Source organism: Mesorhizobium sp. USDA 4413 (genome assembly GCF_056280365.1).
The window spans coordinates 3,863,760-3,888,269 of sequence record NZ_JBVPRP010000001.1; the positions used below are offsets into that span (position 1 = coordinate 3,863,760).

The following is a 24,510-nucleotide window of genomic DNA, read 5'->3' on the forward strand; positions in this document are numbered from 1 at the left end:
GAAAAGGCACAAGCGCCTCGAAAATGCCGAACAATTCACTTTGCCTCGCCAGCGAACCTTGCCTATCGTCGCAACCGGGACCGGAGACCTTGATGACAACAACGGGGATTGGGCTGCGAGCGGCGCTTCTTGTCGGCACGCTGGCGCTCGCCGCGGCTCCGGCCCGCGCGGCAGACGACAGCGCGGTCAAGGATTTCCTGCTCGACAACGGCATGGAAGTGGTCGTCATCCCGGACCACCGCGCCCCGATCGTCACGCACATGGTCTGGTACAAGATCGGCAGCGCCGACGAGCCGCCCGGCAAATCCGGCATCGCGCATTTCTTCGAGCACCTGATGTTCAAGGCGACGACCCACCACGCCGCCGGCGAGTTCGACCGGGCCGTGGCCGAGATCGGAGGCTCCAACAATGCCTTCACCTCCTATGATTACACCGCCTTCCATGAGACGGTGCCGCCTTCCGCGCTCGAAGAGATGATGAGCTTCGAGGCCGATCGCATGCGCAACCTCATCCTGACCGACGATGTCATCAAGACCGAGCGCGACGTGATCCTGGAGGAGCGCCGCTCGCGCATCGACAGCAATCCGCAAGCGGTGCTCGACGAGGAGGTCGACGCGACGCTCTGGCAGAACCAGCCATACCGCATTCCGGTGATCGGCTGGCTGCAGGAGATGGAAGAGTTGAACCGTCCGGACGCGAAAGCCTTCTACGACGCCTATTATCGGCCGAACAATGCCGTGCTGGTGGTGGCGGGCGACGTCGATCCCGACGCGGTGAAGGCGATGGCCGAAAGGACCTATGGCAAGGTCGCTCGCGGCCCGGACCTGCGGCCGCGCATCCGCCCCGTCGAGCCCGAGCAGAACACGAAGCGCACGGTGACGCTGACCGACGCGCGCGTCTCGGTGCCGAACTTTTCGACGCAATGGGTGGTCCCGTCCTATCACACGGCCAAGCCCGGCGAAGCCGAGGCGCTCGACCTGCTTGCCGAGATCCTCGGCGGCGACAACCGCAGCAGGTTGTATCAGCAGCTCGTCGTCAAGCAGGGTATCGCATCCGAGGCCGGCGCCTATTTCCAGGGCACCATGCTCGACGCCACCAACTTCACCGTGTATGGCGCTCCGCGCGGCGACGCCAGGCTTGCCGATGTCGAAGCGGCGGTCGATGCCGAGATCGCCCGCATCGTCAAGGACGGCGTGAGCGACGACGAACTGGAGCGGGCCAAGACCCGCTATGTGCGCTCCATGATCTTTGCGCGCGACAAGCAGGAGGACATGGCCAACATGTATGGCTCGACGCTTGCCACCGGCGGCAATGTCAAGGACGTCCAGGAATGGCCGGACCGCATCCGCAAGGTAACCGCCGACGAGGTGAAGGCGGTCGCCGCTCGCTACCTGGTGCTCGATCGCTCCACCACCGGCTATCTCTTGCCGCAGCAGCAGGCGGGGAATTGACGATGAGCATGGCAATCGCAACGACAAAGAGCATCTCGTACCCCGCGGCTGAAGGCGGCAGGGTCTACCGCGCCGTCGCCACCCTTTGCTTCGCCCTGTTCTTCCTGCTTTTGCCGGTGCTTGCCGCGCGCGCCGAGATGAATATTCAGGAGGTGAAGTCGAAGAAGGGCGTCACCGCCTGGCTGGTGGAGGACCATTCCATTCCGCTGATTGCGATCCGTTTCGTCTTCGACGGCGGCACGGCGCAGGACCCCTCCGGCAAGGAAGGCCTGGTCAACCTGATGACCGGACTGTTCGACGAGGGCGCCGGCGACCTCGACAGCGAGGCCTTCCAGATGAAGCTCGACGATGCCGGCGCCGAGATGAGCTTCCAGGCGGCGCGCGACGGCACCTATGGCTCGATGCGCATGCTGTCCGACCGGAAGGACGAGGCTTTCGGCCTGCTGAAGCTGGCGGTGAACAGCCCGCGCTTCGACGAGGCGCCGATCGACCGCATCCGCGCCCAGATCCTCTCCGGCATTCTCGCCAATGAGCGGGACCCCAACACGATCGGCCAGCAGCGCTGGCTGCGCGCGATTTACGGCCAGCATCCTTATGCGCGGCCGGACGAGGGCAACAAGGACAGCCTCGCCACCATCACTGCCGACGACCTCAGGGCCTTCCACAAGGCGAATTTCGCCCGCGGCGGCCTGCATGTGGCGGTGGTGGGCGACATCGACGCCGCGACATTGAGCGGCAGGCTTGACGAGGTGTTCGGAGACCTGCCGGACAGGCAGACGCTGGCGCCGGTTGCCGACATCAAGCCCAAGCTCGGCCAGCAGCTCGAAGTGAATTACGACTTGCCGCAGACCTCCCTGCAGCTCGCCTGGCCGGGCGTGAAGCGCAGCGACCCCGATTTTTACGCCGCCGTGCTGATGAACGAGATTCTCGGCGGTTCGACATTTACGTCGCGGCTTTACGAGCAGGTGCGCGAGAAGCGCGGCCTGGCCTATAGCGTCAGCTCCGATCTCGTCGATCACGAGCATTCCAACGCGCTGCTGGTGACGACGGCGACGCGTTCCGACCGCGCCGCCCAGACGCTTTCGATCGTGCGCCAGGTGGTGAAGGACATGGCCGAGAACGGCCCCACCGAGGAGGAACTCGCGGCGACCAAGAAATACATGATCGGCGCCTACGCCATCAACAATCTGGATTCCTCCAGCTCCATCGCCGCGACGCTGGTGGAGCTGCAGCTCGATGATCTCGGCATCGATTATATCAAGCGCCGCGCGGCTCTCATCAACGCGGTGACGTTGGCCGACGTCAAGGCGGCGGCGAAGAAGCTCCTGTCGGCCGACCCCGCGGTGATGGTCATCGGGCCGCCGCTGGTGCAGGTGGCCGGAGGCGGCAAGGGATGAGCCCGACCTTCGGGGTGGCCTTCGGCGGCGGCGGCGCGCGCGGTCTTGCGCATATCCATGTCATCGAGGCTCTCGACGAGCTCGGCATCAAGCCGGCGGCGATCGCCGGCTCCTCGATCGGCGCCATCATGGGCGCCGGCATGGCGTCGGGCATGACGGGCGCCGAGATCCACGACTATGCCCGCTCGATCCTCGGCAGCCGGGCCGAGGTGGCGGCGCGCATGTGGCGCTCGCGGCCGGGCACGATCGCGGAGGCCATGCAGGGCGGCATCCGCGTCAGCCAGTTCAACATCGAGCGCATTCTGAAGGCCTTCCTGCCCGAGGCGATCCCGCCGACGTTCGAGGCGCTGAAGATCCCGCTCAAGGTGACGGCGACCGATTATTTCGGCCACAGCCTTGCGGTGTTCACCGAAGGCGACCTGCATTCGGCGCTTGCCGCTTCGGCGGCGATCCCGGCGGTCTTCCGTCCGGTGACGCGCGAGGGCCGTGTGCTGATCGATGGCGGCATCTACAACCCCGTGCCTTTCGACCTCATCGAGAGGGACGCCGACATCATCATCGCCGTCGATGTCGTCGGCGCGCCGAGCGAGGCCGAGCGCAGGCATCCGACCACCGTCGACCTGATGTACGGCGCCACCCAACTGATGATGCAGTCGATCATCGCCAACAAGCTCGGGCAGCGCCCGCCGGATATTCTGATCCGGCCGAATGTCTCGAAATACCGCGTGCTCGAATTCCTCAAGATCGAGACGCTGATGGCCGAGACGGTCGAGATCAAGGACGAACTGAAGCGCGCCGTCGAGAAGGCCGTGGAGGCGCATGGCGGCAGGCAGGGCGAGAAGAAGGTGGTCTGAAGCAAATGTGCCTCAGTATCGCATCGCCATGCCCGGCCGGCACTCGACCTCATCAAGCCGCTGCCGAGCGATGTGACCGGGAGACAGAGCGACTCGCAAAAGAAAAGCCCGCCATTCGGCGGGCTTCCTTTGCTTTGGCTGAGGCCTTTGCTTAGTTGAACTTGTACTTGGCGTCGATCCGCACGGTGTGGAACGATGGCGTTGAGGTAAGCGTGCCATCCGGCGCACCGAGCTCGGACGAGAAGTCCTTCTTCTCGAATTGCGAATAGCGGTATTCGAGACCGACCGTCATCTTGTCCGACACGGCCGTTTCCAAGCCTGCACCGACCGAGAAACCGCTCGAACCCCAATCGAGAATGTCGCCGATCGGGTCGGAAGCATTGAGATCGAAATGCTGCCAGCTATAGCCGGCCAGCGCGTAGGCAAGCGTCGCTTCATTGACCTTCATGCCAACGCGGCCGAGCACGTCGAAGCCATAGTCGGTGTCAAGGTTGATCGAGCCGCCGCCGAGATCGAGCTTCGAGGTCATCCCGGAATAGCGCGCGTCGACCATGACACCCGCGACCCAGGTGCCGAAGTCTTGATCGTAGCCGAGGCTGGCTTCGCCGAACACGCCTTCGCCGCCGATGCCGTTGAGCTTCACGCCGGCCGGCGGAACTTCGAGCTGATGCACCGACGCGCCGGCGCCGAGTCCGCCACCGACATAGAAGCCAGTCCAGTTATAGGTCGGCGTCTCGAAGCTGACGCCGCCGCCATTGGCCGCGTTGAAGCGATAGCTGGCCGCAACTTCGAAGGTGTGGCGCGAGGTGTCGAGATTGAGCGTGCCATCGGGCGCTCCGAACTGGGAAAGCAGGTCGTCCTTGGTGCTGAAGCGCGTGTAGCGATACTCGCCCTTGAGCGTCCAGTTGCTGTTGATCGCGGTTTCGACGCCGGCACCGACGAAGTATCCGCCCTGGTCCCAGTCCATGCCGAAGCCGGCATTGGTGTCGAGCTTGTACTTCTGCCAGGCATAGCCGCCCAGAACGTACCCCAGCGTGCTCGGCGTCAGCAGGTAACCGGCGCGAACGCCGACATCGAAGCCGTAGGTTTCCTTGATGTCGGCACTGAGGCCGCCCAGAAGGCCGGCATCGAGCGAAGTCTTGATCGTGCCGACATGCGCGTCGATCAGGCCGCCGAGCAGAAAACGCTGCGAGACCATGTAATCGTAGCCGACGGTTGCCTGGCCGAAGATGCCTTCGCCGCCGATGCCGTTCAGCGAGATAGGTATAAAATCACTGCTGAGCTTGTGCACATTGGCGCCGGCGCCGACGCCGAAGCCGACATAGAGACCGCTCCAGTTGAAGCCCGGAGCGGCCTGCTCCTGGACGACGTCGGCGGCATGCGCGGCCGACACCAAAGCGACGGCCGAAACAGCGCCCAACAGAACGGATTTCGCACAAAGACGAAGAAACATAGCCCATAACCCCAAGTTAAAACCCGGCGATGTTCTAGCAGGGGTTGTCGAAATTTGTGGTGGCAGAAATGCCACACCGATGCGCGAACTGCCCCGACGGCAGGCGAAACCGGGCAATGCACCCAGAAATGGTCAGTTCGGCTGTGGACCACCGCGGCAGCTGGACTTGCCTCTCGGTTGTAGCTGGACCAGCCGCGTGATGCCGGAGAAGGCAGGCGGGGTGGAATCGCGCCGGGGACCTTTGCTCGTCCACTTTGTCGACGCCATCAGCGAGTCAACTGGCTCTCGCTCGCTCACCCGCCTCTTCGATCTTGTCCAGAACGGCTTCGGGCGCGACGTCGCGCTTCAGTTCCTTCAACTCGTCGTCCGCTTCGATTTGCACATCCAGGTGCTTGGCAATCTGTTCCACCAGCCTGATGAGCCTGGTCGTCTCGTGTTCGTTGAGCAGGCTTACCTGCAGGTCGAGGTCCGCCCTGGCGTCATCCTCGGCGGCCATGCGGTTCTGGTTGATCAGCACGAAGGTCGACAGAAAGATCGCCTCGACCGAGGCAAACATGGCCAGGACGACCAAAGAAGGGTCCCACGGCCTGATGAGGTTTACTATTCCGACATTGAGGACGATCCAGGCGCCGAAGAGGACGAGGTGGATATAGACGAACATCATGCTGCCGGCGAAGCTGCTGATTGCCGCCGCCGCGCGCTGCTCCAGGGATGCGGCCTTCGCCTCGCGCTTCCGCCTCTCGATAAGAGCCTCGATGTTGCGCGCCAGGGCAGGGGCGAGCCCTTCCGCCGCCGGCCTCGTCGGAGTGGCGTAGCCATGATGCTCTGGGGCGGCTGTGGGATCCATGGTGTCTCTCTCCGGTCTGGCAGCCTAACTCCCTGTTCGGCAATTCGCTCCATCCCGATGTCGAGAGCGACGAAACGCCCGGGACCTCGTTCCGTCCGGCAGCGGGGGCCGGCAGCCCGCTTGCACGGCTCCATCCGCGTTGAGTTCGGTGGGCGAGAGACCTATCTAACGAGGATGCCCGCGCGCCGAAAAACCGACCCGACCGCAAAGCTGGTCGCAGAGTGGCCGCTGTCCGCTGCGGCGACGCTTGGGTCGCCCATGAGGGCGAGGGGCATTTTTCTTGAAATGCGGGCTCGCCTTCCGATCGCCTTGAGAAAGCTGCTCCACATCGAGTCCAGAGTGCTCACCTTGCGCCTGCCGGAGGGCTCGGATGCTGACGCCGGGGCCGCATCGGCGATCTTGTCCAAAGCCATGCAGAATATCGAGGAGCTCCCCGTGATCCCTCGTGAAGTCGAGGACATCCTGACGATCTCGGCGGGCGAACGGCACCGCTGGCTGAAGGACGGTCGGCTGAAAAGCGCCGGGACCAGAACGGTCAAGCTTCGCGGAAGGGCGAGAAAGATCACCTTTCACGTCTTCGACCCGCGCCACATCGAGGATGTGCTCGACCGCGACCTCGTCACCCTCTGGCGCGAGCAAGACGCAGCAACAGCTGCCGAGAACCGGCGCCGAGCCGCCGGCAAGGCGGCCCTGATGCGCGCTCAAAAGAGCCGAGCGGCCGCAGGTGCGGATGACAGCGGGCGGCCCGAAGCCTCTCGCCTGCGCGGTTGGGAAGATTTCGAGAGCGACGGACTGCTGCGCTGACTGTCTCGCGGACGCGCCCATGCGAGGGCGACCCGTGGCACGCCAGCAGCCATAGGCCAGTTTCCATCCGCGCCCGAAGGAAGAGCCGGGCGAGGGGACCGCCCCCATGCGCGATGCTTTCAGCTGCGCGTGCTGCCAAGGCCGTCGGGGCCAAAGCAACAAAGGAGCAGTCTGGGCGTTCTGATCAGCCGCTTGCGGAGCAGCCGAACACATGACCATGCCGCAAATTCTGTCGTTCGCCGTCACCTTCGTGATGATGGCAGCGTTCGTATGGGGGCGCTATCGCTATGATCTCGTCGCGGCGGCGGCATTGTTGCTCGCTCTCGCCGCTGGGATTGTGCCGTTTGACAAAGCCTTTAGCGGGTTTAGCGACGATATCGTGGTCATTGTCGGCAGTGCTCTGCTGGTGAGCGCAGGCATAGCGCGATCGGGCATCATGGAACTCGCCATCCAGCGCTTTGCTCCGAAATTGTCGGGAGTTCGGTCGCAACTGGCGCTGCTGGTGATCGTGGTGACGTGCCTGTCCGCCTTCGTCAAGAATATAGGCGCGCTGGCGATCATGATCCCGATCGCCTTTCAGTTCGCGCGCCGGTCTAGCACATCGCCATCGATATTTCTGATGCCTATGGCGTTCGGGTCGTTGCTCGGTGGTCTCATGACGCAGGTGGGCACTTCCCCGAATATCGTTGTCTCCCGAGTGCGAGAGCAGTTGACCGGAACGGCATTCACAATGTTCGACTTCGCACCCGTCGGAGCGGCTGTAGCCGTCGCTGGAATGATCTTCCTGATGTCCTTCTATTGGCTGTTGCCAGTGCGCGAAAAGCTCGGCGGGGCGCTGAATGAAGCCCTCGACATCAAAGACTACCTTACAGAGGCTCGAGTTGTCGGCGATTCCACCGTGCTTGGGAAAACGGTCGCAGACGTCATGAAGCTTGCCGGCGGCGATGTCATCGTGACGTCGATCTTGCGCAAACGGACGATGCGGATGACGCCGCTGCCCGATGCTGTCCTGAAGGTGGACGACATCCTGTTGCTCGAAGGCGATCCGACGGCGCTGGATCGACTTGTCTCGCAAGGCAAGCTCAGCGTCACGGGCGATCGGGTGAATGATGATGCCACCAGCAGCGAAATGGTAGCCATTGAGGCCGTAATTGGTGAAACCTCCTCCTTGATCGGCTGGACGGCCCAGCGACTTGCCCTCTACGATCGCTTCAACGTCAACCTCCTGGCCGTGAGCCGTCGCGGCCAGCGCCTCGACCGCAGGCTCGCCAATGTCGAGCTAAGGCTCGGCGACGTCGTCGTGTTGCAGGGCAACGCAACGACAATGCCCGAGACACTGCGTGAACTCGGCTGCCTGCCGCTGGCGGAAAGACCTATCCTTCTTGGCAGCGTTCGCAAAGGCATCGTGCCCGTGGCAATTCTCGCCCTTGCCATGCTCACGACTGCCGTTGGCCTGCTCCCTGTTCCCGTCGCTTTCTTTGCGGCCGCGGTGGGGATGGTGCTTTTCAAGGTCATCCCGCTCCGCGACGTCTACCAATCGCTGGATGGTCCAATCCTCGTGATGCTCGCCGTTCTCATCCCGGTGAGCGATTCGCTGCGCACGACAGGGGCGACCGGACTGCTTGCCGCGGAGCTTGCCAGGTTCGGGACCATTCTTCCGGCGCCCGGCGCACTGCTGCTCATCCTCGTCGCCGCCATGGCAGTGACGCCCTTCCTCAACAATGCCGCCACTGTTCTTGTCATGGCGCCTGTCGCCTCGGAATTCGCCGCCGATCTGGGCTATAGGCCGGAAGCATTTCTGATGGCTGTCGCTATTGGCGCCGGCTGCGACTTCCTCACGCCGATCGGGCACCAATGCAACACCCTTGTCATGGGGCCGGGAGGCTATCGTTTCAGCGACTATCCGCGTCTGGGGCTGCCGCTGTCCTTCCTTGTCATCATTGTTGCCGTGCCCATGCTGGCGATCGTATGGCCAATGACCTGACAAGCCATGGAGGAATGCGAACGACCTCGCTGGGAGGCGAGGAGTTCACCGCAAATTGCTCTTTGGAAACAGCACGCGATCGGGTTCTGCATTCATTCGCGCCAGCATTTCCTTGATCAAGCGTGTTTTGGTGCGTCCCGCTTCCTTGGGCGGGACGAGGTAACGCACGATGGCTTCGAGCCAGGTATTTTCGCTGACGCGAAAATGAACCACCGGATGCTCCTTCACTTGCAGCTCGTCCACCGGCGTTTTCGACAGGATGTTCTTATAGACCTTCACCTTCTGGCTCATGATGTCGCCGATCTGCTCGTCCACGACCTCTCTCATGGTTTTCGCCACGAATTCCAGATCGCTCTCATAGGCGAGCTGGAACTTGATTTCGTTCCAGACATAGGGAAACAGCGGCCAGGAATAGTTGAAGACCGGCGTGTCGAAGACGGTGGAGTTCGGGAACTTGATGACGCGTCCGCTGGGATGATCGGTCCAAAGATGTTCTCCGCCGAATTCCCACAACGTCGTGTCGAGATAGCTGACATCGATGACATCGCCATGGGCATCGCCGATGCGAATCCGGTCGCCCACGCGATAAGGCGCCCGGGCCAGAATATAAATCCACGCGATGAAACTGGAGATCGGCATCTGCAGCGCAAAGCCGAGTGTCAGTGAAATCAGGCCGAGCGAAACGACGGCGGCGTACCAGTTCACGAACAGAACTGAAATGGCCACGAAGACGACGGCGATCACCACGATCAATCGGAAAATTCGTTTCAGGTTGAAACGCGAAACACGATTGGGAATTCGGCCGATGAGAAAGACTTCGATGATATTCGCCACCGTCAGCATGACGAAGATGAGAAAGCCGCCCCAGACATAATTCAGCACGCGAACGCGCAAAGACGCGTCTAGCCATTCCAGGCGCCAATTGATGAGAAGTTGGGCGGCAAAGAGCAGCAAGGCGGCGGCAGCGAAGCCAGCCGTCCACCAGAGGTCTTCCTTGCGAAGGCTGAAGCGGAATTTTTCCTCGGGCTTTTTCGCCTGCTGCTGGATGGTTTTGGGATCGGCAGTCCGCTGTGCGGCCCGTTCGAGGCGGGAAAGGTTCTCCTGTTCTTTGTCGCGCGGTTCCATGGCTTCGCCATCCGATGTCGCATCAACATCGAGCAGCGCCTTATCGTTCCCGAGGGCGGCATTGCGATGAGGCGTTTGCCAAGTGGTGGGACCGCGGCGCCATGTTCGACGTGCTCGAACCGGATCTCAGTTTCCTCGCCCGCCTCAAGACCCGGGACCTTGCCGTCGAGGGGCTTCATCCGCAATGGCCTTCAGCTCCGTGAGCTGATCAGCACAGCGGGCAAGGAAGGGTTGGCGCAAGGGGGCGAAGGGGTCGGTCGAGATGGGGTGTGCCCCGTGGGCAGGATGGAAGCGGTTCAGGCAGAAAGCGGATTGGGTGGAATGGCGGGCCGGGGTTGCTACTTGGACTGGTGTGGGAGTGGAAGGATGGGTTGATACTGCCACTAAGCAAGGCGCCCAAGCAGAAGTTGACCCTCGATTTGGTTTTATTGCACTCTTCCTTTAACGCTCTCGGCGAAAGTATTGACAACTTACAACTGGGTGAGCTCTTTACAAACCGAACGCAGCGACAGCGATTCTCAGACGCGATTGTTCATGACGCTAACCTCGCCTACCGAAGAAATCAGCTCCTTAGAAGTTCAAGACAGCAAGACGAACTTTCTGTCACCGCTGCTCGGTGACGAGGCCGAACTGGCGTCGGAATATCGCAGGCGTAGGAACGCCAATGATTTGAAAAGTGTGCACCCCGCAGACGTTCCCGCTGAGGAGGCCAAGGGGTGGGCGATCCAACGCGCCGGAAAGCGCGCCACCCGGCTCAAGCGGCAGAAAGGGCACGACAAATGGCTGGAAGATCGTGTGTGGTGTCTGCTCCACACCATGGGTTATCGGAGTCTCAACGGCGACAGTTTCAGAATCACTTTCACTAGAGGCGACGATTCAGTCGGAAGGAAACAGATTGACGTCTACGCTGAGGACGGCGAGACCGCGCTAGTTATTGAATGCAAATCACGAGCTGAGCGTGGACGGCGATCGCTGCAAAAGGATATCCAGGAGACTATTTCCCTACAGCCCTACTTTAGGGATGCTATTAACAAGCACTCTAAAGGGAAGGCGAAGCCAAAAATAATTTGGGCATACGTGACAAGTAATATACTCTGGTCAAATCAAGATATAGAGAGGGCTGATGCTCACGACATAAAAGTTATCACTGAGAACGAACTTCAGTATTTCGAAACTTTTGTTAAGCATATGGGGCCGGCTGGTCGATACCAGATTCTTGGCGAGTTCCTGAAAGGTCAGAAGGTTCCAGGCCTCGCCGATGTCAAGTTGCCTGCAATTCGGGGCAAAATTGGTGGTGAGTTATTTTATAGCTTTGTTACAACACCTCGCAACCTCCTAAAAATTGCATTTATCAATCATCAAGCTCTCAATCACCCGGACGGACGCCCAGCCTATCAGCGTATGATATCTTCTAGCCGCATTAAGGAAATTGGGGCCTTCATCCAGAAGGGCGGCTTTTTCCCAACCAATATTTTGGTCAATTTCTCGGATGCCCCGAGGTTCGATCTCATCTCGAACGCCGAAAATACCGATCCAAACATCAAATTCGGCTGGATCACATTGCCGTCAAAATACCGCTCGGCTTGGATCATCGATGGTCAACACCGCCTCTACGGATTCTCGCATTTGGATAAGGAATTTTTGGAGCAAAGTCTTTTTGTGCTGGCCTTTGAGAAGATGGCTGTTCAGAAGGAGGCGGATCTCTTTATTACCATCAACCACAAGCAAAAGAGTGTTCCGAAGAGCTTACTGGTTAGCTTGCTTGCCGATATCCGGATGGGTGACAGCGATCCTTCCACTGCACTTTCTGCTCTGGGCTCGGCAGTTGTCAGGGTGATGAACACCGACAAGACAAGTCCACTTGCACGCCGTTTCGCTACCCATGGGGTGCCGCCAGAGCCGAACCAGAACTTGACGATATCTGAAACCGTAAACGGCCTTCGCCGATCGGCGCTGGTCGGCAAGCTTATGGGCAAGACACTTGCCCCGGGGGTGCTATCCGGGGCCACCGATGAGGATACGATAAAGCGGGCTTCAACTGTTTTAAGCGCCTATTTCGAGGAAGTGAGAGTGGCAAATCCGGCTCGATGGGAGGCTGGCCGCGACGCATACATAGCGGTGAATCCGGGTATTCGTGCTCACCTGAGTGTGATCGCCGAGGTGGTGGCATACCTTTCGCACAAAAAGTCGCTGGATTTTCCGCTGATGAAGCCAGAAGAGTTCGCAGGTCACGTCAAAGAGTTCTGCAAGCCCATTTTCACTTTCATAAAAAATGCCTCCGACGATGAAGTCCGGACCAGATTCGCCAGGAGGTTCGGTGAGGGTGGTGTCAAAGAATATACTTATCACCTCATGCAAATCTTGATGCAGACGCACAGCGATTTCGGTTCGGAAGAGTTCAGGCGTTGGGTGGAGCAAAGCACGTCAGAAAAGATTGATGAGGTGAATCAGTTCCTTATGAAGCTTTCTGAGCGCTTAACCGACTATGTAATCGACACATTGAAAAAAGTCCACGGGACCCATCGCCTAGCGAGTGATGAACAAGCGTTCTGGGAGATCGGTGTCGAGAGTGAGCGCATTCGCCGCAACGCGTTTGAAGCACAGCAGAGAGATAAGGCGCGGCGCAAACCCAAGGAGGCTTATCTGAACATAATTGATCTTGCAGAGATCGTTAAGCAGCAGAACAATTGGGACCACTTTGAGCATGTATTCAAAAACCCAACTCCTGGAGAGCGCTCTGGCCAGAAGTACTATCTCTCGTGGATACAAACTTTTAACGAATTGCGTAATATTGCGGCGCACAAGAATCAACTCAAGACTTATACGGACGAGGATCTTGAATTTGTAGAATGGCTACGGACGGAAGTGCATCCGAAGGTTCCGGCATGATACGTCAGCCATTGAAGCCTTTTTTGAAATGGGCAGGGGGAAAACGCTGGCTATTTGAAAGTGGCCAGTTTTCACTGCCGAGCATTTCCGGTCGATATATAGAGCCCTTCCTGGGTGGTGGCGCCGTCTTCTTCGAGAATCAACCAAAGAAGGCAATTCTAAGCGACTGTAATAAGCGGCTGATCGAGTTGTTTGTTGTGATAAGGGACGATCTGCAGCCGTTCGAAGCGTTGATGCAGGAGCACGCCAAGGCTCACTCGAGCGAATATTATTATGAGTTGCGTTCCAAACAGCTAGGAACCCCCGTCGCAAGGGCTGCGCAATTTCTCTATCTGAATAGGACGTGCTGGAATGGTCTTTATCGGGAGAACCTAAAAGGAAAATTCAACGTGCCTATCGGCACGAAGCAGACGGTTATTTTCGACGCAGATGATTTTCCAGCTTGGTCAAGGGCACTACAGGGGACGGACCTAAGGCATCTGGATTTCGAGGAAGCTATCGACGAAGCAGAGGAGGGCGATTTCATATTTGTAGACCCTCCTTATACGGTGCGGCACAATATGAACGGCTTCGTTAAATACAATCAAAATATATTTGCTTGGAACGATCAGCTGCGCTTGCGGGATACGCTTTGGCGTGCGCGTGAACGAGGCGTTTCCTTCGCCATGACGAATGCGGATCACGAAAGCATTAGAGATCTGTATGCAGGATTTGGACTGCACAGGCAGCTAGTTCGGCATAGTGTGATCGCGGGTAAGTCTGCTTACAGGGCTCAGTCGACCGAACTCCTAATTATCGCGTGACGGGCAGAGGCGTAATCCCCTTGCCAACCCCGCCACCTTCCCCTAGTCTCCCTTTTGAGAAAACCTTTTCCCACATCGCCCACGCTCGCTGACCTCGCCGGTCATCTCGCGCAGGGCGATAAGAGAAAACCTTTTCCCAACTTGAGGGTGCACTTCGAAACATGTCCGCCGACGCCCAGCCAGCGCCAGTTTCCGTCAAGCCGCCGGTCACGCTGCGCGAGGTGGCGGCTGCGGCCGGCGTCAGCGTGGCGACGGCGTCCAAGGCGCTGAACGGGCAGGGGCGGATGACGGCCGAGACGCGCGAGCGCATCCGCGAGACGGCGCGGCTGCTCGGCTTCCGGCCGAACAGCCTGGCGCAGAGCCTGCTGCGCAAGCGCTCCTTCACCGTCGGCCTGCTCACCAACGATACATATGGCCGCTTCTCGCTACCGCTGATGGCCGGCGTTTCGGATGCGCTGGTCGACAATGGCGTGTCGGTGTTCCTGTGCAATGTGGAGGACGACACACGGCTCGGCCAGCTGCACGTCGAGGCCATGCTCGACAAGCGCGTCGACGGCATCATCGCCACGGGAAAACGCATCGACCGCCATCTGCCGGTCGATCTTTCCCATCTGCGCATTCCCGTCGTCTACGCCTTCACCCAGCCCGATCCCGGCGCGGTCGGGCTCGTCTCCGACGATGCCGGCGGCGCGCGGCTGGCGGTCGAGCACTTTGTGCGGCTCGGGCGTCGTCGCATCGCCCATGTCACCGGCCCGGCAAGCTTCGCGGTGGTGCATACGCGGGCCGAGGCCTACCGCGATGTCCTGAGGGAGAACGGCTTGGCCGTGAGCGAGCCGCTGCTCGGCGCCTGGTCGGAAGGCTGGGGGCACGATGCTTTCGAAAAACTGTTCGGCAAGGCGGGCAGGGAAGGATGGCCGGACGCCGTCTTCTGCGGCAACGACCAGATCGCCCGCGGCGTCATCGACGCGCTGCGCGAACGCGGCATCCGCGTGCCCGAGGATGTCGGCGTCATCGGCTTCGACAATTGGGAGATCGTGGCCGAGGCGACGCGCCCGCCGCTCACCTCGGTCGACATGAATCTTTCGACGCTCGGCCGCGAGGCCGGGCTCGCTTTGCTTTCGCTCGTGGGCGGCCAGTGGGCCGCGCCGGGCATCAGGAAACTGCCGTGCCGGCTGGTGGTGCGTCAGTCATGCGGCAGTCCGCCGGGATGAAGCAACAAGGCTCAACCGCCCGGATCCGCCGGGCGGCGTGGCCAAAAACAGGGAGGAGAACCATGAGGAGGAATACCGTGAAAACCATGTTTGCCAGGCTGATGCTTGCCGCAGCCGTGATCGGCGGCGGCCTGCAGGCGGCGTCCGCCGAGACCGCCAATATTTGGGTGCGCGCCGACGGCTCGAACTTCATGCCGCGCATCGTCGACGCCTTCAACAAGGCGCATAAGGACCAGATCAAGCTCGACATCATCCCCAATGCCGAGATCATCCCGAAATACGGCGCGGCCGCCGCCGGCGGCACTGCGCCCGACGCGCTGTCGCTCGACCTGATCTATACGCCGTCCTTCGCCGCCGCCGGCCAGCTGGAAGACATCACCGACTGGGCGAAATCCTTGCCCTATTTTTCCAGCCTCTCGCCGGCGCATGTGAAGACCGGCACCTATAAGGGCCACATCTACGGCCTGCCGTTCTCGGCCGATTCCTCGGTGCTGATCTGGAACAAGAAGCTGTTCAAGCAGGCCGGGCTCGATCCGGAGAAGGGGCCGACCAACTGGGCCGAGATCGAGGCGGACGCCGAAAAGGTCAACGCACTCGGCGGCGACATCAAGGGCTTCTACTTCTCCGGCAATTGCGGCGGCTGCAACATCTTCACCTTCACGCCGCTGATCTGGGCTTCGGGCGGCGACATCCTGTCCGAGGACGGCTCGAAGGCGACGCTGGACAGCCCGCAGCTGCGCGGCGCCATCGACCTCTATCGCTCCATGGTCAAGAAGGGCCTGGTGCCCGAGGGCGCGCAGACCGACACTGGCGCCAACTTCTTCGCAGCCTTCGCCGGCGGCAAGATCGGCCTCTCGCCGTCCGGCGCCTTCGCCATCGGCGCGCTCAACACGCAGTATCCGGACGTCGACTACGGCATCACCTTCCTGCCGGGCAAGGATGGCGGCTGGTCGTCCTTTGCCGGCGGCGACAATTTCGTCGTCACCAAGGGCACCAAGAAGATCGCCGTGGTGAAGGAGTTTCTGGACTTCGCCTATTCGCTGGAAGGCCAGACGATCCTTGCCAAATATGGCAGCCTGCCGGTGCGCGGCGACATCGCCAAGGAGGCGCTGAAGGATCTCGACCCGCGCTACCAGGTGGCGGCCGAGGCGATGGCCAAGGGCAAGACGCCTTATTCGGTGGTGTTCAACGACCTGATCAACTCCGCCAACGGCCCGTGGACGCAGATGATCAACGAGGTGTTCTTCGGCGACGACGTCGACGGCGCCATCGCCAATGCGCAGGAGACGATGCAGTCGATCATCGACCAGGCGCCGAACAAATAACCAGGGCCAGCCGGCGGCGGGGATCGCGCAACGTCTCGCCGCCAAGGCTCTGACCGGCCGCCCGCCCCGTCTCCCTGGCCGGGCGGCCGGATGATGTATCCGCTGAATGGCAGGGACTATTGCGTTGAGAAAGCTCTCAAACATGTCGATGGGCAGCCCGATTGTGACAGGCAGTTCGGGGCGCCGGCGGGCTGGCTCCTCCTTCTCCCCTTGTGGGAGAAGGTGGCCGAGCGAAGCTCGGTCGGATGAGGGGTGCTCCAGCGGAGTGAGACGCCGGCATTCCCTGGGAGACAAGCCATGACCGCCATCACCGCCGCCTCCGCGCCCGTCCGCTCACGCGCCGGCGTCAGCCGCCGGCAATGGGTGGGCCTGCTCTACGTCCTTCCGGCGGTCGCCTTCGTGACTGTCTTCTTTGTCATCCCGCTCGGCATGACGGCGTGGATGTCGCTCAACAACTGGCCCTTGATGGGCGAGCATTCCTTCGTCGGCCTCGACAATTATGTCGCCATCCTGCACGACACGCGCTTCTGGAATGCGCTGAAATTCACCTTCTACTATACGGTGGTCGTCACCATCGCGATCTTCGCCGTCGCTTTTCCGCTGGCGATCTTCATCGAAAAGCCGCGTCCGCTCACCAATCTCTACCGCACCGCCTTCTTCATGCCGGCGGTGGTCGGCTTCGCCTCGGCGAGCCTGCTCTGGTCGTGGCTCTTGAATGTCGATTCCGGCCTGTTCAGCCCGGCCGCTTACGACCTCGGCCTGACCGAAAGGAAGGTCAATCTCCTGGCCACTTTCCAGCCGGCCTTCTGGTCGATCATCGCCATGGTGGTCTGGAAGGTCGCCGGCTTCACCATGATCATCCTGATGACCGGCCTGCAGTCGATCCCGCAGGATCTGCAGGAGGCGGCCGTCATCGACGGGGCAGGGCCGTTCGCCAGGTTCAGGGCGATCACCTTGCCCTTGATGCGCCGCACGCTGGCGCTGGCGCTGATCCTGTCGGTCGCAGGCTCGATCCTTGCCTTCGACCAGTTCTACATCATTCTGCGCGGCGGCCCGCGCAACCAGACGCTGACGGCGGTCTACTGGATATTCAACCAGTCCTTCGTCTCGTTCAAGCTCGGCTACGGCGCAGCACTTTCTATGGTGCTGCTGGTCATCCTTGTGGCGCTCAGCCTCGTTCAGCTCTGGCTGCTGCGCAAACCCGAGGGACTCGACTGATGGCCGAAGCGATGTCGCAGAACCGCAAGGCGGCCTTCAGTTTTGCGAGGCACTCCACCGGCATGATCGCCTCGGTCCTGTTCCTGGCGCCGATCGTCTGGACCGTGCTCTCGACCTTCAAGCCGGCGCAGGAAGCGCGCCAGCCGCCGCTGCCGCCTTGGCCGACCACCGGCTTCTCCGTCGAGAATTATGAGACGCTGAACACCTTCGGCGACGGGCTTTGGGCCTCGGCGCAGAACAGCATCTATGTCTCGGTGATGACGGTGCTGCTCTCGGTGCTGGTCAGTGTGCTCGCCGGCTACGGCTTCTCGCGCTTCCGCTTTCCGTTCCGGGACTTCTTCTTCGTCCTCATCCTGTCGACGATCATGATCCCGTTCCAGTCGATCCTGACGCCGATCTTCCTGGTGCTGACGAAACTCGGCCTGCACAACACGCTGACCGGGCTGGTCTGCGTCTATGTCACGCTGCAGCTGCCCTTCTCGATTTTCATGATGCGCAACGCCTTCGACGCGGTGCCCCGCGAGATCGAGGAGGCCGCGCGCATGGACGGCGCCAACAATGTCACCATGCTCATCAAGGTGATGCTGCCTTTGGTCTGGCCGGGCGTCGTCACCATCGCGCTGTTCGCCTTTCTCGGCGCCTGGAACGAGTTCCTTGCCGCGCTCGTGCTGATGACCGACCAGTCCAAATTCACCTTGCCGGTGATGATGACGGCGCTTCAGTCCGGCCGCTTCGGCGCCATCGACTGGGGCGCGGTGCAGGCCGGCGTCACGGTGATGATGGTGCCGTGCCTGATCCTCTTCCTCGCCCTGCAGCGCTTCTACATCCGCGGTCTCATGGCCGGGGCCGTCAAGTAATTCGAATGGAGTGAAGTTCATGACCGTATCGCAGCCCGCCGCCGCAACCGAGGCCGCCAGGCCGAAGCTCGCCTTCCGGCCATTGCCAGTGCCGCAGGTCGATGTCCGGGGCTTCTGGGGCGACCGTGTCGACGCGGTTGCCGCCAAGACCGCCGGCATCCTCTATGACCGCTGCGTCGAGGCGCGCATGCTGGAGCAGATCGATCCGGACGTGCCGTCGCCGGGCGTCGTCATCCCGTTCCATTCGCCGTCGCCGGACGAGGCGGACTCGCAGGGCGCCGAGTTCACCGGCTCGACGGTGACGACACAGATGTTCTGGGACTCCGACTGGGGCAAGACCATCGAGACGGCGGCCTATTCGCTGTACCGGCGCCGCAATCCGGACCTGGAAAGGAAGATCGACGCCGTCATCGACATGTACGAAAAGCTGCAGCAGGAGGACGGCTACCTGTCAAGCTGGTACCAGCGCATCCAGCCGGGCCTGCGCTGGACGAACCTGCGCGACTGCCACGAGCTGTACTGCGCCGGCCACCTGATCGAGGGCGCGGTCGCTTATTACCAGGCGACGGGAAAGCGCAAGCTGCTCGACATCATGTGCCGGTACGCTGACCACATCGCCTCGATGTTCGGCCCCGAGCCCGGCAAGAAAAAGGGGTACTGCGGCCATGAGGAGATCGAACTGGCCCTGGTCAAGCTGGCGCGAGCGACCGGCGAGAAGAAATACATGGAGCTCGCGAAATGTTTCATCGACCAGCGCGGCCAGCAGCCGCATTACTTCGACGAGGAGGCGCGCGCCCGCGGCGCCGATCCGAAGGCCTATCACTTCAAGACGTACGAGTATAACCAGTCGCACAAGCCGGTCCGCGAGCAGGACAAGGTCGTCGGCCACGCGGTGCGCGCGATGTATCTCTATTCCGGCATGGCCGATATCGCGACGGAGTATGGCGACGACACACTGCGCGTAGCGCTCGACCGGCTCTGGGACGATCTCATGACGAAGAGCCTCTACGTCACCGGCGGCCTCGGACCGTCGGCGCACAATGAAGGTTTCACCAGTGATTACGACCTGCCCAACGACACCGCCTATGCCGAGACCTGCGCGTCGGTCGGCCTGGTGTTCTGGGCGAGCCGCATGCTCGGCATGGGCCCGAACGCCCGCTACGCCGACATGATGGAGCGGGCGCTGTATAACGGTTCGATCTCGGGCCTCTCGCTCGACGGCTCGCTGTTCTTCTACGAGAATCCGCTGGAGAGCCGGGGTGGCCACCATCGCTGGAAATGGCACCGCTGCCCGTGCTGTCCGCCCAATATCGGCCGCATGGTCGCTTCCATCGGCTCCTATTTCTATGGCCTCGCCGACGATGCGCTTGCCGTGCATCTTTACGGCGACTCGACCGCGCGCTTCGAGATCGCCGGCCGGCAGGTGAGCCTCGTCCAGACCAGCAACTATCCGTGGGATGGCGCGGTCGTGATTGAGGTCGGGCCGGAAGCGCCGGTTGCGTTCACGCTTCATCTGCGTGTGCCTGCCTGGTGCCGCAAGGCAGCGCTTCGGGTCAACGGCAAGCTCGTCGATCTCGAAGCGGCGATGGTCGACGGTTATGCCGCGATCCGCCGCGAATGGCGCCAGGGCGACAAGGTCGAGCTCGACCTCGAAATGTCGATGGCGCGCCTCTTTGCCAACCCGCAGGTGCGCCAGGACATCGGCCGGGTGGCGTTGACGCGCGGCCCGTTGATCTATTGCGTCGAGGAGACCGACAATGGCGGCGGGCTGCACCGTATCGCCTTGCCGCATGAGGCCAGGCTCGAGGCGCATGTCGAGCCGAACCTGCTCGGCGGCGTCGTCACCCTTTCGGCCATCGGCAGCAGGGCCGATACGGAAAGCTGGGGCGCCGATCTCTACCGCCCCGAACCGCCGGCGACAAAGGAAATGAAGCTCAAGGCAATTCCCTATTTCGCCTGGGACAACCGCGATCCCGGAGAGATGCTGGTCTGGCTGAGGGAGGGGTAGGGCAGCACGCTACAAATGCACGTAGGCCGTCAGCGGCAGATGGTCGGAGGCGACGCGCGACAGCGGCGTATCATGCGCCTCGACGCCTGAGACCAAACCGTGCCGGTTGCCCATGATGCGGTCGAGCGCCAGCACCGGCATGCGGGACGGGAAAGTGGGCACTGCCGGCGGCGCCGGCCCGAAGGTCGTGTGCAGCGTGTTCAGCGCCGAGCGGTTGCCGAGCCGCCATTCGTTGAGGTCGCCGAGCAAGAGCGTGGGCCTCTCGTCGGTGCTGCTCATGATGTCGAGCACGACGCGGGCCTGCTCGGAGCGGGAGCGGCGCAAAAGGCCGAGATGGGCGGCGATGACGCGCAGCGACCGTTTTTCGTCGAGATCGATTTCGGCGACCAGCGCGCCGCGCGGCTCCAGTCCCGGCAGCTTGATCTGGTGGACGTCGCGCACGGTGCCGCGCTTGAACAGAAGCACATTGCCGCGCCAGCCATGCCCCTTGCCGTTTCCGGTGACCGGCACCGGCACCAGCCCCGTTTCCAGTTCCAGCCGGGCAAGGTCGAGCAGCCCGGCCCTGTCGCCGAAGCGGTTGTCGGCTTCCTGCAGGGCGATCACGTCGGGGCTGATCTCGCGGATGACGCGGGCCGTCCTTTCGGGATCGAACCTGCGGTCCGTGCCGATGCATTTGTGGACGTTGTAGGAGGCAACGACGATTTCAGTATCGTTGACGCGCTTGCGCGGCGTCGCCTTCGCCTTGCGCGCATTTCTGCGGCGTATCGACAGGAGCACGGTCTCCGGCAGGCTGCGTCCTTTGATGTCGTCTATCTCCATGATCCTGCTGCTCGATTTCCTGCGCTAAAGATAGGGTGATCCCAGCCACAGCAAACGGTCGAAGACGCGGATTGGGAACGGCCTTGCCTTCAGCGTCTGCAGTGTCACCGGCTGTGCTGTCGAGATGGCTGCGCCGATGCGGGCGTCGATCTCGGCGGCGAAATTTTTGTCCAGCACTTCTAGGTCGATCTCGAAATTCAGCCTTAGCGAACGGGCGTCCAGATTGGAGGAGCCCACATAGGCCCACACGCCGTCGATCGCCATCAGCTTCGAATGGTCGAACGAGCCTTCGTGGCGCCAGACACGGCAATAATGCTTCAGAACCTGGTCGAACTGCGCCATCATCGCATGATCGACGAGGAAAAGGTTATTCACCGCCGGCACGACGATGTCGATTTCCACGCCGCGCCGACCGGCCGTGGTCAATGCGCTGATGAACTCCCGGTCCGGCAGGAAATAGGGCGACATGATGCGGATCGACTTGCGGGCGACCGAAAACGCCCCCATCAGCAGCTTGAGATTGGTTTCGTTGGACGCGTCCGGTCCGGTCGCCACCGCGCGCACCAGCATCGGCTGCCCCGGCGGCGGCATGGCGCGCTCGACCTGCCAGGACCCGTCCTTCAACGCCTCGTTGCCGGCGAACCGCCAGTCCTCGGCGGCGACCGAGAACAGATCGGCCACCACCGGCCCGGTGACCTCGAAATGGGTGTCGCGCGAACTGTCGGAACCGGCGAATTCGGCCGAGAATCCCTTGCGGATGTTCATGCCTCCCGTGAACGCCACCGTGCCGTCGACGACCAGGATCTTCCTGTGGGTCCTGAGATTGGCATAGGGAAGTCTCAGGCCCATGACGATGTTGCCGTTGAAGAGATCGACCGGAACGTCGGCCACCCTGAGCTGTTTCAGGATGCTAGGCACCGAATAGCGCACGCCGACGGCGTCGATCAGCACCCGCACAGCGACGCCGCGCTTGACGGCGTTGCCGAGCGACTGGACGAAAAGCGCTCCGACCGCATCATTGTCGAAAATATAGGTTTCCAGAAGCACGCTTCTTTGCGCCGCGTCGATCGCACGGCACATGGCCGTATAGGCCTCGTCGCCGGTCTTGAGCACGGCGATGGTGTTTCCCGAGGTCAGCGGATGCCGCGCCACCCTATCGCCAAGCGTCTTCAGCCCGGTGAAACGCTGGCCGAATTCGGCGTTGATCAAGGCTTCCAGCGCTACGTCGCGGTCATGCCTGGCGGCGGCCTCGAGCGAGCCCGGCCGCATGGCGCTGATCGTCGCGCGACGGATGCGGTTGATGCCGGCGATGGCGTAGATGATCGCGCCGAGGAAAGGCGACAACAGCATCACGCCCACCCAGCCGGTGGCCGCACGCACGTCTTCCTTCGTCATGATGGCGTGGACGATGCCCACCGCCGCCATCGCCAGCGACAGGATCAGGATAAGCGTCGACCAGTGACTCGCTATAGCCTCGAACATCGGTCCGACTATTGTGCGAGCCGGCGCGGAAGGCAATGCGGGCGGGTCATTCCCGCGTTCATTCGGTTCCCTGAAACCGCGCGGCGAAAACCGCGTTCATCCGGTCAGCCAGTTTCGCGACCGGCCCCGTCTCATCCCAAGCATAGAGGGAGACCACCATAGAGGGCTCGTAGCCGACTTACAGCCTGCTGAAGAAGCCCGACAGAATGTTCGGACCCGCTTCTCCGGGCCGCAGCCTGATCCCGTCCTCGAAACAGTTCAGCGTCACGCATTCGAAACCGCTATGCGCCAGCAGCGCCACCAGCGAGTCGCGGTCGAAATGGTGCAGATGCTCGTTGGGCAAACGCATGCGCCACTTGGCGAACCACGCGTCGCCCTCGGGGCCGAGCTCGCGCCAGCGGCAATAGGGGACGGCGATGGCCAGGTGCCGGGCCTGAAGGCGGGAAAGGAAACCGAGGTCCGGGATGTGCTCGAGCACGTCGAACATGGCGACCAGGTCCCATGAGCCGGCGAGCGCCTCATCCCAGTCCACAAAGCGGACACCCTTGGGCAGGGGAAACTCGGCGATATCGCAGCCGGCACAATCGGCGACCCCGGTTATCTTGGCGGCTTCAATGAACGTGCCGGTGCCATATCCGATCTCCAGCACCGAGCGAGGAATCTCACCCGTGATTCCCAGCACCCAGCCAAGCCGCTGATAGCCGAGCTTGATGGTCCGGTCGCTCAGATCCTCGTAATAAGAAATGTATTTCTTGTCGTATTTGATCGGCGTGAAATCGACCTGGTGAATCACGCCGAACCTGTCCACGTCATAGTTGTCCAGCATGTTCCCGCGCGGCCCCGGAATTCATTACATGGTCATTGACACGTCGCCGCGGCTTTGAGCGCTTCGGCACGGGAAGGCGCGGGCAAATTCCCGATGCGCCGAACGGAAGCATAGAATCTTGGATAGTCGCCGGCACACAGGCCGAACAAGCGAAGAAACGCCGGAACCTGTTCGCCGTAGACGGCGGTCGCCGCGAGCTTCGCGTTGTTGATCGGGCTGTCGAACCAGGCGTCGTATCCGCGGTATCCACCCCAGCGCTTGTCGCGCATCTGCCGGTAGCGCATCCGAAGCCTCTCGATCGTGGCGGCTTTGGCGGCCGCCATCTGCTCCGGGCTGCGCGGGCTCGCATAGACCTGCCTCAACTCGTCCCGGGTTTTCGATATCAGTCCGAGAAAGTCCGCCTTGCGCTTGCGATCGGCTTCGTAGCTACGCAATCCGGCGCGATTGCCGGTGGCGCGGAGCCATTTCCTCGTACCGGTGGTTTCGACGGTAACTGCGAAGGCCTCGTTGAACGCGGAGTCGCCGTTCACGTAGATTTTCTGATGCGCCAGTTCATGGAATATAAGGCTCGCGAGATAGGTGTCGTTCTGGCGCAGCATGGTGCTGAGCAGCGGATCGCTGAACCAGCCCAACGTGGAATAGGCGGTGATGCCCGTCACATAGACGTCCAGCCCCTGTCGTTGCAGTTCGGCGGCATTTGCGAGCGCATCTTTGCGCGAAAAGTAGCCCTTGTAGGGAACGCAGCCGAAGACCGGAAAACACCATGTTACCGGCGCGAGAGAGAATTGCGGCGCGGCAAAGACCGCCAGGGTCACGTCGTTCCGGCCGACGTCGACATAGCTGCGGTAGCTATTGTTATCAGGCAGCGCCAGTTCTTCCGTGGCAAAGCGGCGGATGGCGCTGGCTGACGTCAACTTGGCGCGCAATGGTTCCGGCGTTGAGGGATCACGGATCAGCTTTCCGATATTCTTGCGCGCCGCCATGATCTCAACATGGCCCTCCAACGACTGCGCATAATAGGAAATGCTCGTGCATCCGGCCACGCCGGACGCCATGATCGCCGCGGCAAGCAATCGAAAAACGCGCTTCACAGCTTGCCCACCGCCAGCTCATCTCCTCGGGGGCAAATGTCGCCCTTTTGCCCCGGAGTCTCAAAC

At 61.6% G+C, this 24,510-nt stretch carries 19 protein-coding genes; 12 read left to right on the forward strand and 7 right to left on the reverse strand.

The window, feature by feature from the left end; all coding sequences use genetic code 11:
- Positions 1 to 92 precede the first annotated feature (92 nt).
- From ACVMIM_RS18850 to ACVMIM_RS18860, 3 genes are read left to right on the forward strand one after another with little or no spacing between them, the layout of a single operon-like run.
- Positions 93 to 1,451 (forward strand): M16 family metallopeptidase, encoded by a 1,359-nt coding sequence (locus ACVMIM_RS18850; protein WP_476113826.1) that lies wholly within the window; start codon positions 93 to 95, stop codon positions 1,449 to 1,451.
- A 2-nt stretch (positions 1,452 to 1,453) separates the two neighbouring features.
- Positions 1,454 to 2,848, forward strand: a complete 1,395-nt coding sequence (locus ACVMIM_RS18855; RefSeq protein WP_476113827.1) for a M16 family metallopeptidase — start codon at positions 1,454 to 1,456, stop codon at positions 2,846 to 2,848.
- The gene (locus ACVMIM_RS18860) at positions 2,845 to 3,702 is read left to right on the forward strand and encodes a patatin-like phospholipase family protein (RefSeq protein ID WP_476113829.1); all 858 of its coding nucleotides are present in this window, start codon (positions 2,845 to 2,847) and stop codon (positions 3,700 to 3,702) included. The genes ACVMIM_RS18855 and ACVMIM_RS18860 overlap by 4 nt, the downstream gene beginning before the upstream one ends.
- A gap of 151 nt (positions 3,703 to 3,853) precedes the next feature.
- Here the strand turns inward: ACVMIM_RS18860 and ACVMIM_RS18865 are convergent, their stop codons facing one another.
- Together ACVMIM_RS18865 and ACVMIM_RS18870 are read right to left on the reverse strand one after the other, a co-directional pair.
- Entirely contained in the window at positions 3,854 to 5,155 is a 1,302-nt protein-coding gene (locus tag ACVMIM_RS18865) for an outer membrane protein (protein ID WP_476113830.1), read from the reverse strand.
- A gap of 274 nt (positions 5,156 to 5,429) precedes the next feature.
- Positions 5,430 to 6,002: a DUF1003 domain-containing protein gene (locus ACVMIM_RS18870; RefSeq protein ID WP_476113831.1), complete on the reverse strand. Its 573-nt coding sequence runs from the start codon at positions 6,000 to 6,002 to the stop codon at positions 5,430 to 5,432.
- Between the two features lie 174 nt (positions 6,003 to 6,176).
- Here ACVMIM_RS18870 and ACVMIM_RS18875 point away from each other — a divergent pair, with 174 nt between their 5' ends.
- Positions 6,177 to 6,806 carry a hypothetical protein gene (locus tag ACVMIM_RS18875; RefSeq protein WP_476117294.1) on the forward strand — a complete coding sequence of 210 codons (630 nt, stop codon included), beginning with the start codon at positions 6,177 to 6,179 and terminating at the stop codon, positions 6,804 to 6,806.
- A 211-nt stretch (positions 6,807 to 7,017) separates the two neighbouring features.
- Positions 7,018 to 8,790, forward strand: coding sequence for an SLC13 family permease (locus tag ACVMIM_RS18880; protein WP_476113832.1), 1,773 nt, complete (start codon positions 7,018 to 7,020; stop codon positions 8,788 to 8,790).
- 45 nt (positions 8,791 to 8,835) lie between these two features.
- Here the strand turns inward: ACVMIM_RS18880 and ACVMIM_RS18885 are convergent, their stop codons facing one another.
- Entirely contained in the window at positions 8,836 to 9,915 is a 1,080-nt protein-coding gene (locus tag ACVMIM_RS18885; RefSeq protein WP_476113834.1) for a mechanosensitive ion channel family protein, read from the reverse strand.
- Positions 9,916 to 10,377: 462 nt separating this feature from the next.
- On the opposite strand from ACVMIM_RS18885, the gene ACVMIM_RS18890 reads away from it, so the two are divergent.
- The 7 genes from ACVMIM_RS18890 to ACVMIM_RS18920 all read left to right on the forward strand — a co-directional run bounded on the left by ACVMIM_RS18890 (position 10,378) and on the right by ACVMIM_RS18920 (position 20,226).
- On the forward strand, positions 10,378 to 12,804 hold the full coding sequence (locus tag ACVMIM_RS18890; RefSeq protein ID WP_476113836.1) for a DGQHR domain-containing protein: 2,427 nt from the start codon (positions 10,378 to 10,380) through the stop codon (positions 12,802 to 12,804).
- A complete protein-coding gene (locus tag ACVMIM_RS18895; protein ID WP_476113837.1) occupies positions 12,765 to 13,607 on the forward strand; it encodes a DNA adenine methylase in 843 nt (280 codons plus the stop codon). The genes ACVMIM_RS18890 and ACVMIM_RS18895 overlap by 40 nt, the downstream gene beginning before the upstream one ends.
- 161 nt (positions 13,608 to 13,768) lie before the next feature.
- Positions 13,769 to 14,818, forward strand: coding sequence for a LacI family DNA-binding transcriptional regulator (locus ACVMIM_RS18900; RefSeq protein WP_476113838.1), 1,050 nt, complete (start codon positions 13,769 to 13,771; stop codon positions 14,816 to 14,818).
- 86 nt (positions 14,819 to 14,904) lie between these two features.
- Positions 14,905 to 16,143, forward strand: coding sequence for an ABC transporter substrate-binding protein (locus ACVMIM_RS18905; protein ID WP_476117296.1), 1,239 nt, complete (start codon positions 14,905 to 14,907; stop codon positions 16,141 to 16,143).
- 297 nt (positions 16,144 to 16,440) lie between these two features.
- Complete coding sequence (locus ACVMIM_RS18910; RefSeq protein WP_278050543.1) at positions 16,441 to 17,361, forward strand: carbohydrate ABC transporter permease; 921 nt, start codon at positions 16,441 to 16,443, stop codon at positions 17,359 to 17,361.
- Complete coding sequence (locus ACVMIM_RS18915; RefSeq protein ID WP_476113840.1) at positions 17,361 to 18,218, forward strand: carbohydrate ABC transporter permease; 858 nt, start codon at positions 17,361 to 17,363, stop codon at positions 18,216 to 18,218. The genes ACVMIM_RS18910 and ACVMIM_RS18915 overlap by 1 nt, the downstream gene beginning before the upstream one ends.
- 19 nt (positions 18,219 to 18,237) lie before the next feature.
- Positions 18,238 to 20,226 carry a glycoside hydrolase family 127 protein gene (locus ACVMIM_RS18920; RefSeq protein ID WP_476113842.1) on the forward strand — a complete coding sequence of 663 codons (1,989 nt, stop codon included), beginning with the start codon at positions 18,238 to 18,240 and terminating at the stop codon, positions 20,224 to 20,226.
- Positions 20,227 to 20,235: 9 nt separating this feature from the next.
- Here the strand turns inward: ACVMIM_RS18920 and ACVMIM_RS18925 are convergent, their stop codons facing one another.
- From ACVMIM_RS18925 to ACVMIM_RS18940, 4 genes are all read right to left on the reverse strand, one after another.
- Positions 20,236 to 21,045 (reverse strand): endonuclease/exonuclease/phosphatase family protein, encoded by an 810-nt coding sequence (locus tag ACVMIM_RS18925; protein ID WP_476113843.1) that lies wholly within the window; start codon positions 21,043 to 21,045, stop codon positions 20,236 to 20,238.
- A gap of 24 nt (positions 21,046 to 21,069) precedes the next feature.
- Positions 21,070 to 22,527, reverse strand: a complete 1,458-nt coding sequence (locus tag ACVMIM_RS18930; RefSeq protein ID WP_476113844.1) for a phospholipase D-like domain-containing protein — start codon at positions 22,525 to 22,527, stop codon at positions 21,070 to 21,072.
- A 178-nt stretch (positions 22,528 to 22,705) separates the two neighbouring features.
- Complete coding sequence (locus tag ACVMIM_RS18935; RefSeq protein ID WP_476113846.1) at positions 22,706 to 23,353, reverse strand: class I SAM-dependent methyltransferase; 648 nt, start codon at positions 23,351 to 23,353, stop codon at positions 22,706 to 22,708.
- Positions 23,354 to 23,385: 32 nt separating this feature from the next.
- Positions 23,386 to 24,408 (reverse strand): aminopeptidase, encoded by a 1,023-nt coding sequence (locus ACVMIM_RS18940; RefSeq protein ID WP_476117297.1) that lies wholly within the window; start codon positions 24,406 to 24,408, stop codon positions 23,386 to 23,388.
- Positions 24,409 to 24,510 lie beyond the last annotated feature (102 nt).

Excerpts from the sequence above, each read along its gene's own strand:
- ACVMIM_RS18850 (WP_476113826.1), top strand. The coding sequence starts at position 93 with ATGACAACAACGGGGATTGGGCTGCGAGCGGCGCTTCTTGTCGGCACG.
- ACVMIM_RS18855 (WP_476113827.1), top strand. The coding sequence starts at position 1,454 with ATGAGCATGGCAATCGCAACGACAAAGAGCATCTCGTACCCCGCGGCT.
- ACVMIM_RS18860 (WP_476113829.1), top strand. The coding sequence starts at position 2,845 with ATGAGCCCGACCTTCGGGGTGGCCTTCGGCGGCGGCGGCGCGCGCGGT.
- ACVMIM_RS18865 (WP_476113830.1), bottom strand. The coding sequence starts at position 5,155 with ATGTTTCTTCGTCTTTGTGCGAAATCCGTTCTGTTGGGCGCTGTTTCG.
- ACVMIM_RS18870 (WP_476113831.1), bottom strand. The coding sequence starts at position 6,002 with ATGGATCCCACAGCCGCCCCAGAGCATCATGGCTACGCCACTCCGACG.
- ACVMIM_RS18875 (WP_476117294.1), top strand. The coding sequence starts at position 6,177 with ATGCCCGCGCGCCGAAAAACCGACCCGACCGCAAAGCTGGTCGCAGAG.
- ACVMIM_RS18880 (WP_476113832.1), top strand. The coding sequence starts at position 7,018 with ATGACCATGCCGCAAATTCTGTCGTTCGCCGTCACCTTCGTGATGATG.
- ACVMIM_RS18885 (WP_476113834.1), bottom strand. The coding sequence starts at position 9,915 with ATGGAACCGCGCGACAAAGAACAGGAGAACCTTTCCCGCCTCGAACGG.
- ACVMIM_RS18895 (WP_476113837.1), top strand. The coding sequence starts at position 12,765 with ATGGCTACGGACGGAAGTGCATCCGAAGGTTCCGGCATGATACGTCAG.
- ACVMIM_RS18900 (WP_476113838.1), top strand. The coding sequence starts at position 13,769 with ATGTCCGCCGACGCCCAGCCAGCGCCAGTTTCCGTCAAGCCGCCGGTC.
- ACVMIM_RS18905 (WP_476117296.1), top strand. The coding sequence starts at position 14,905 with ATGTTTGCCAGGCTGATGCTTGCCGCAGCCGTGATCGGCGGCGGCCTG.
- ACVMIM_RS18910 (WP_278050543.1), top strand. The coding sequence starts at position 16,441 with ATGACCGCCATCACCGCCGCCTCCGCGCCCGTCCGCTCACGCGCCGGC.
- ACVMIM_RS18915 (WP_476113840.1), top strand. The coding sequence starts at position 17,361 with ATGGCCGAAGCGATGTCGCAGAACCGCAAGGCGGCCTTCAGTTTTGCG.
- ACVMIM_RS18920 (WP_476113842.1), top strand. The coding sequence starts at position 18,238 with ATGACCGTATCGCAGCCCGCCGCCGCAACCGAGGCCGCCAGGCCGAAG.
- ACVMIM_RS18925 (WP_476113843.1), bottom strand. The coding sequence starts at position 21,045 with ATGGAGATAGACGACATCAAAGGACGCAGCCTGCCGGAGACCGTGCTC.
- ACVMIM_RS18930 (WP_476113844.1), bottom strand. The coding sequence starts at position 22,527 with ATGTTCGAGGCTATAGCGAGTCACTGGTCGACGCTTATCCTGATCCTG.
- ACVMIM_RS18935 (WP_476113846.1), bottom strand. The coding sequence starts at position 23,353 with ATGCTGGACAACTATGACGTGGACAGGTTCGGCGTGATTCACCAGGTC.
- ACVMIM_RS18940 (WP_476117297.1), bottom strand. The coding sequence starts at position 24,408 with ATGGCGTCCGGCGTGGCCGGATGCACGAGCATTTCCTATTATGCGCAG.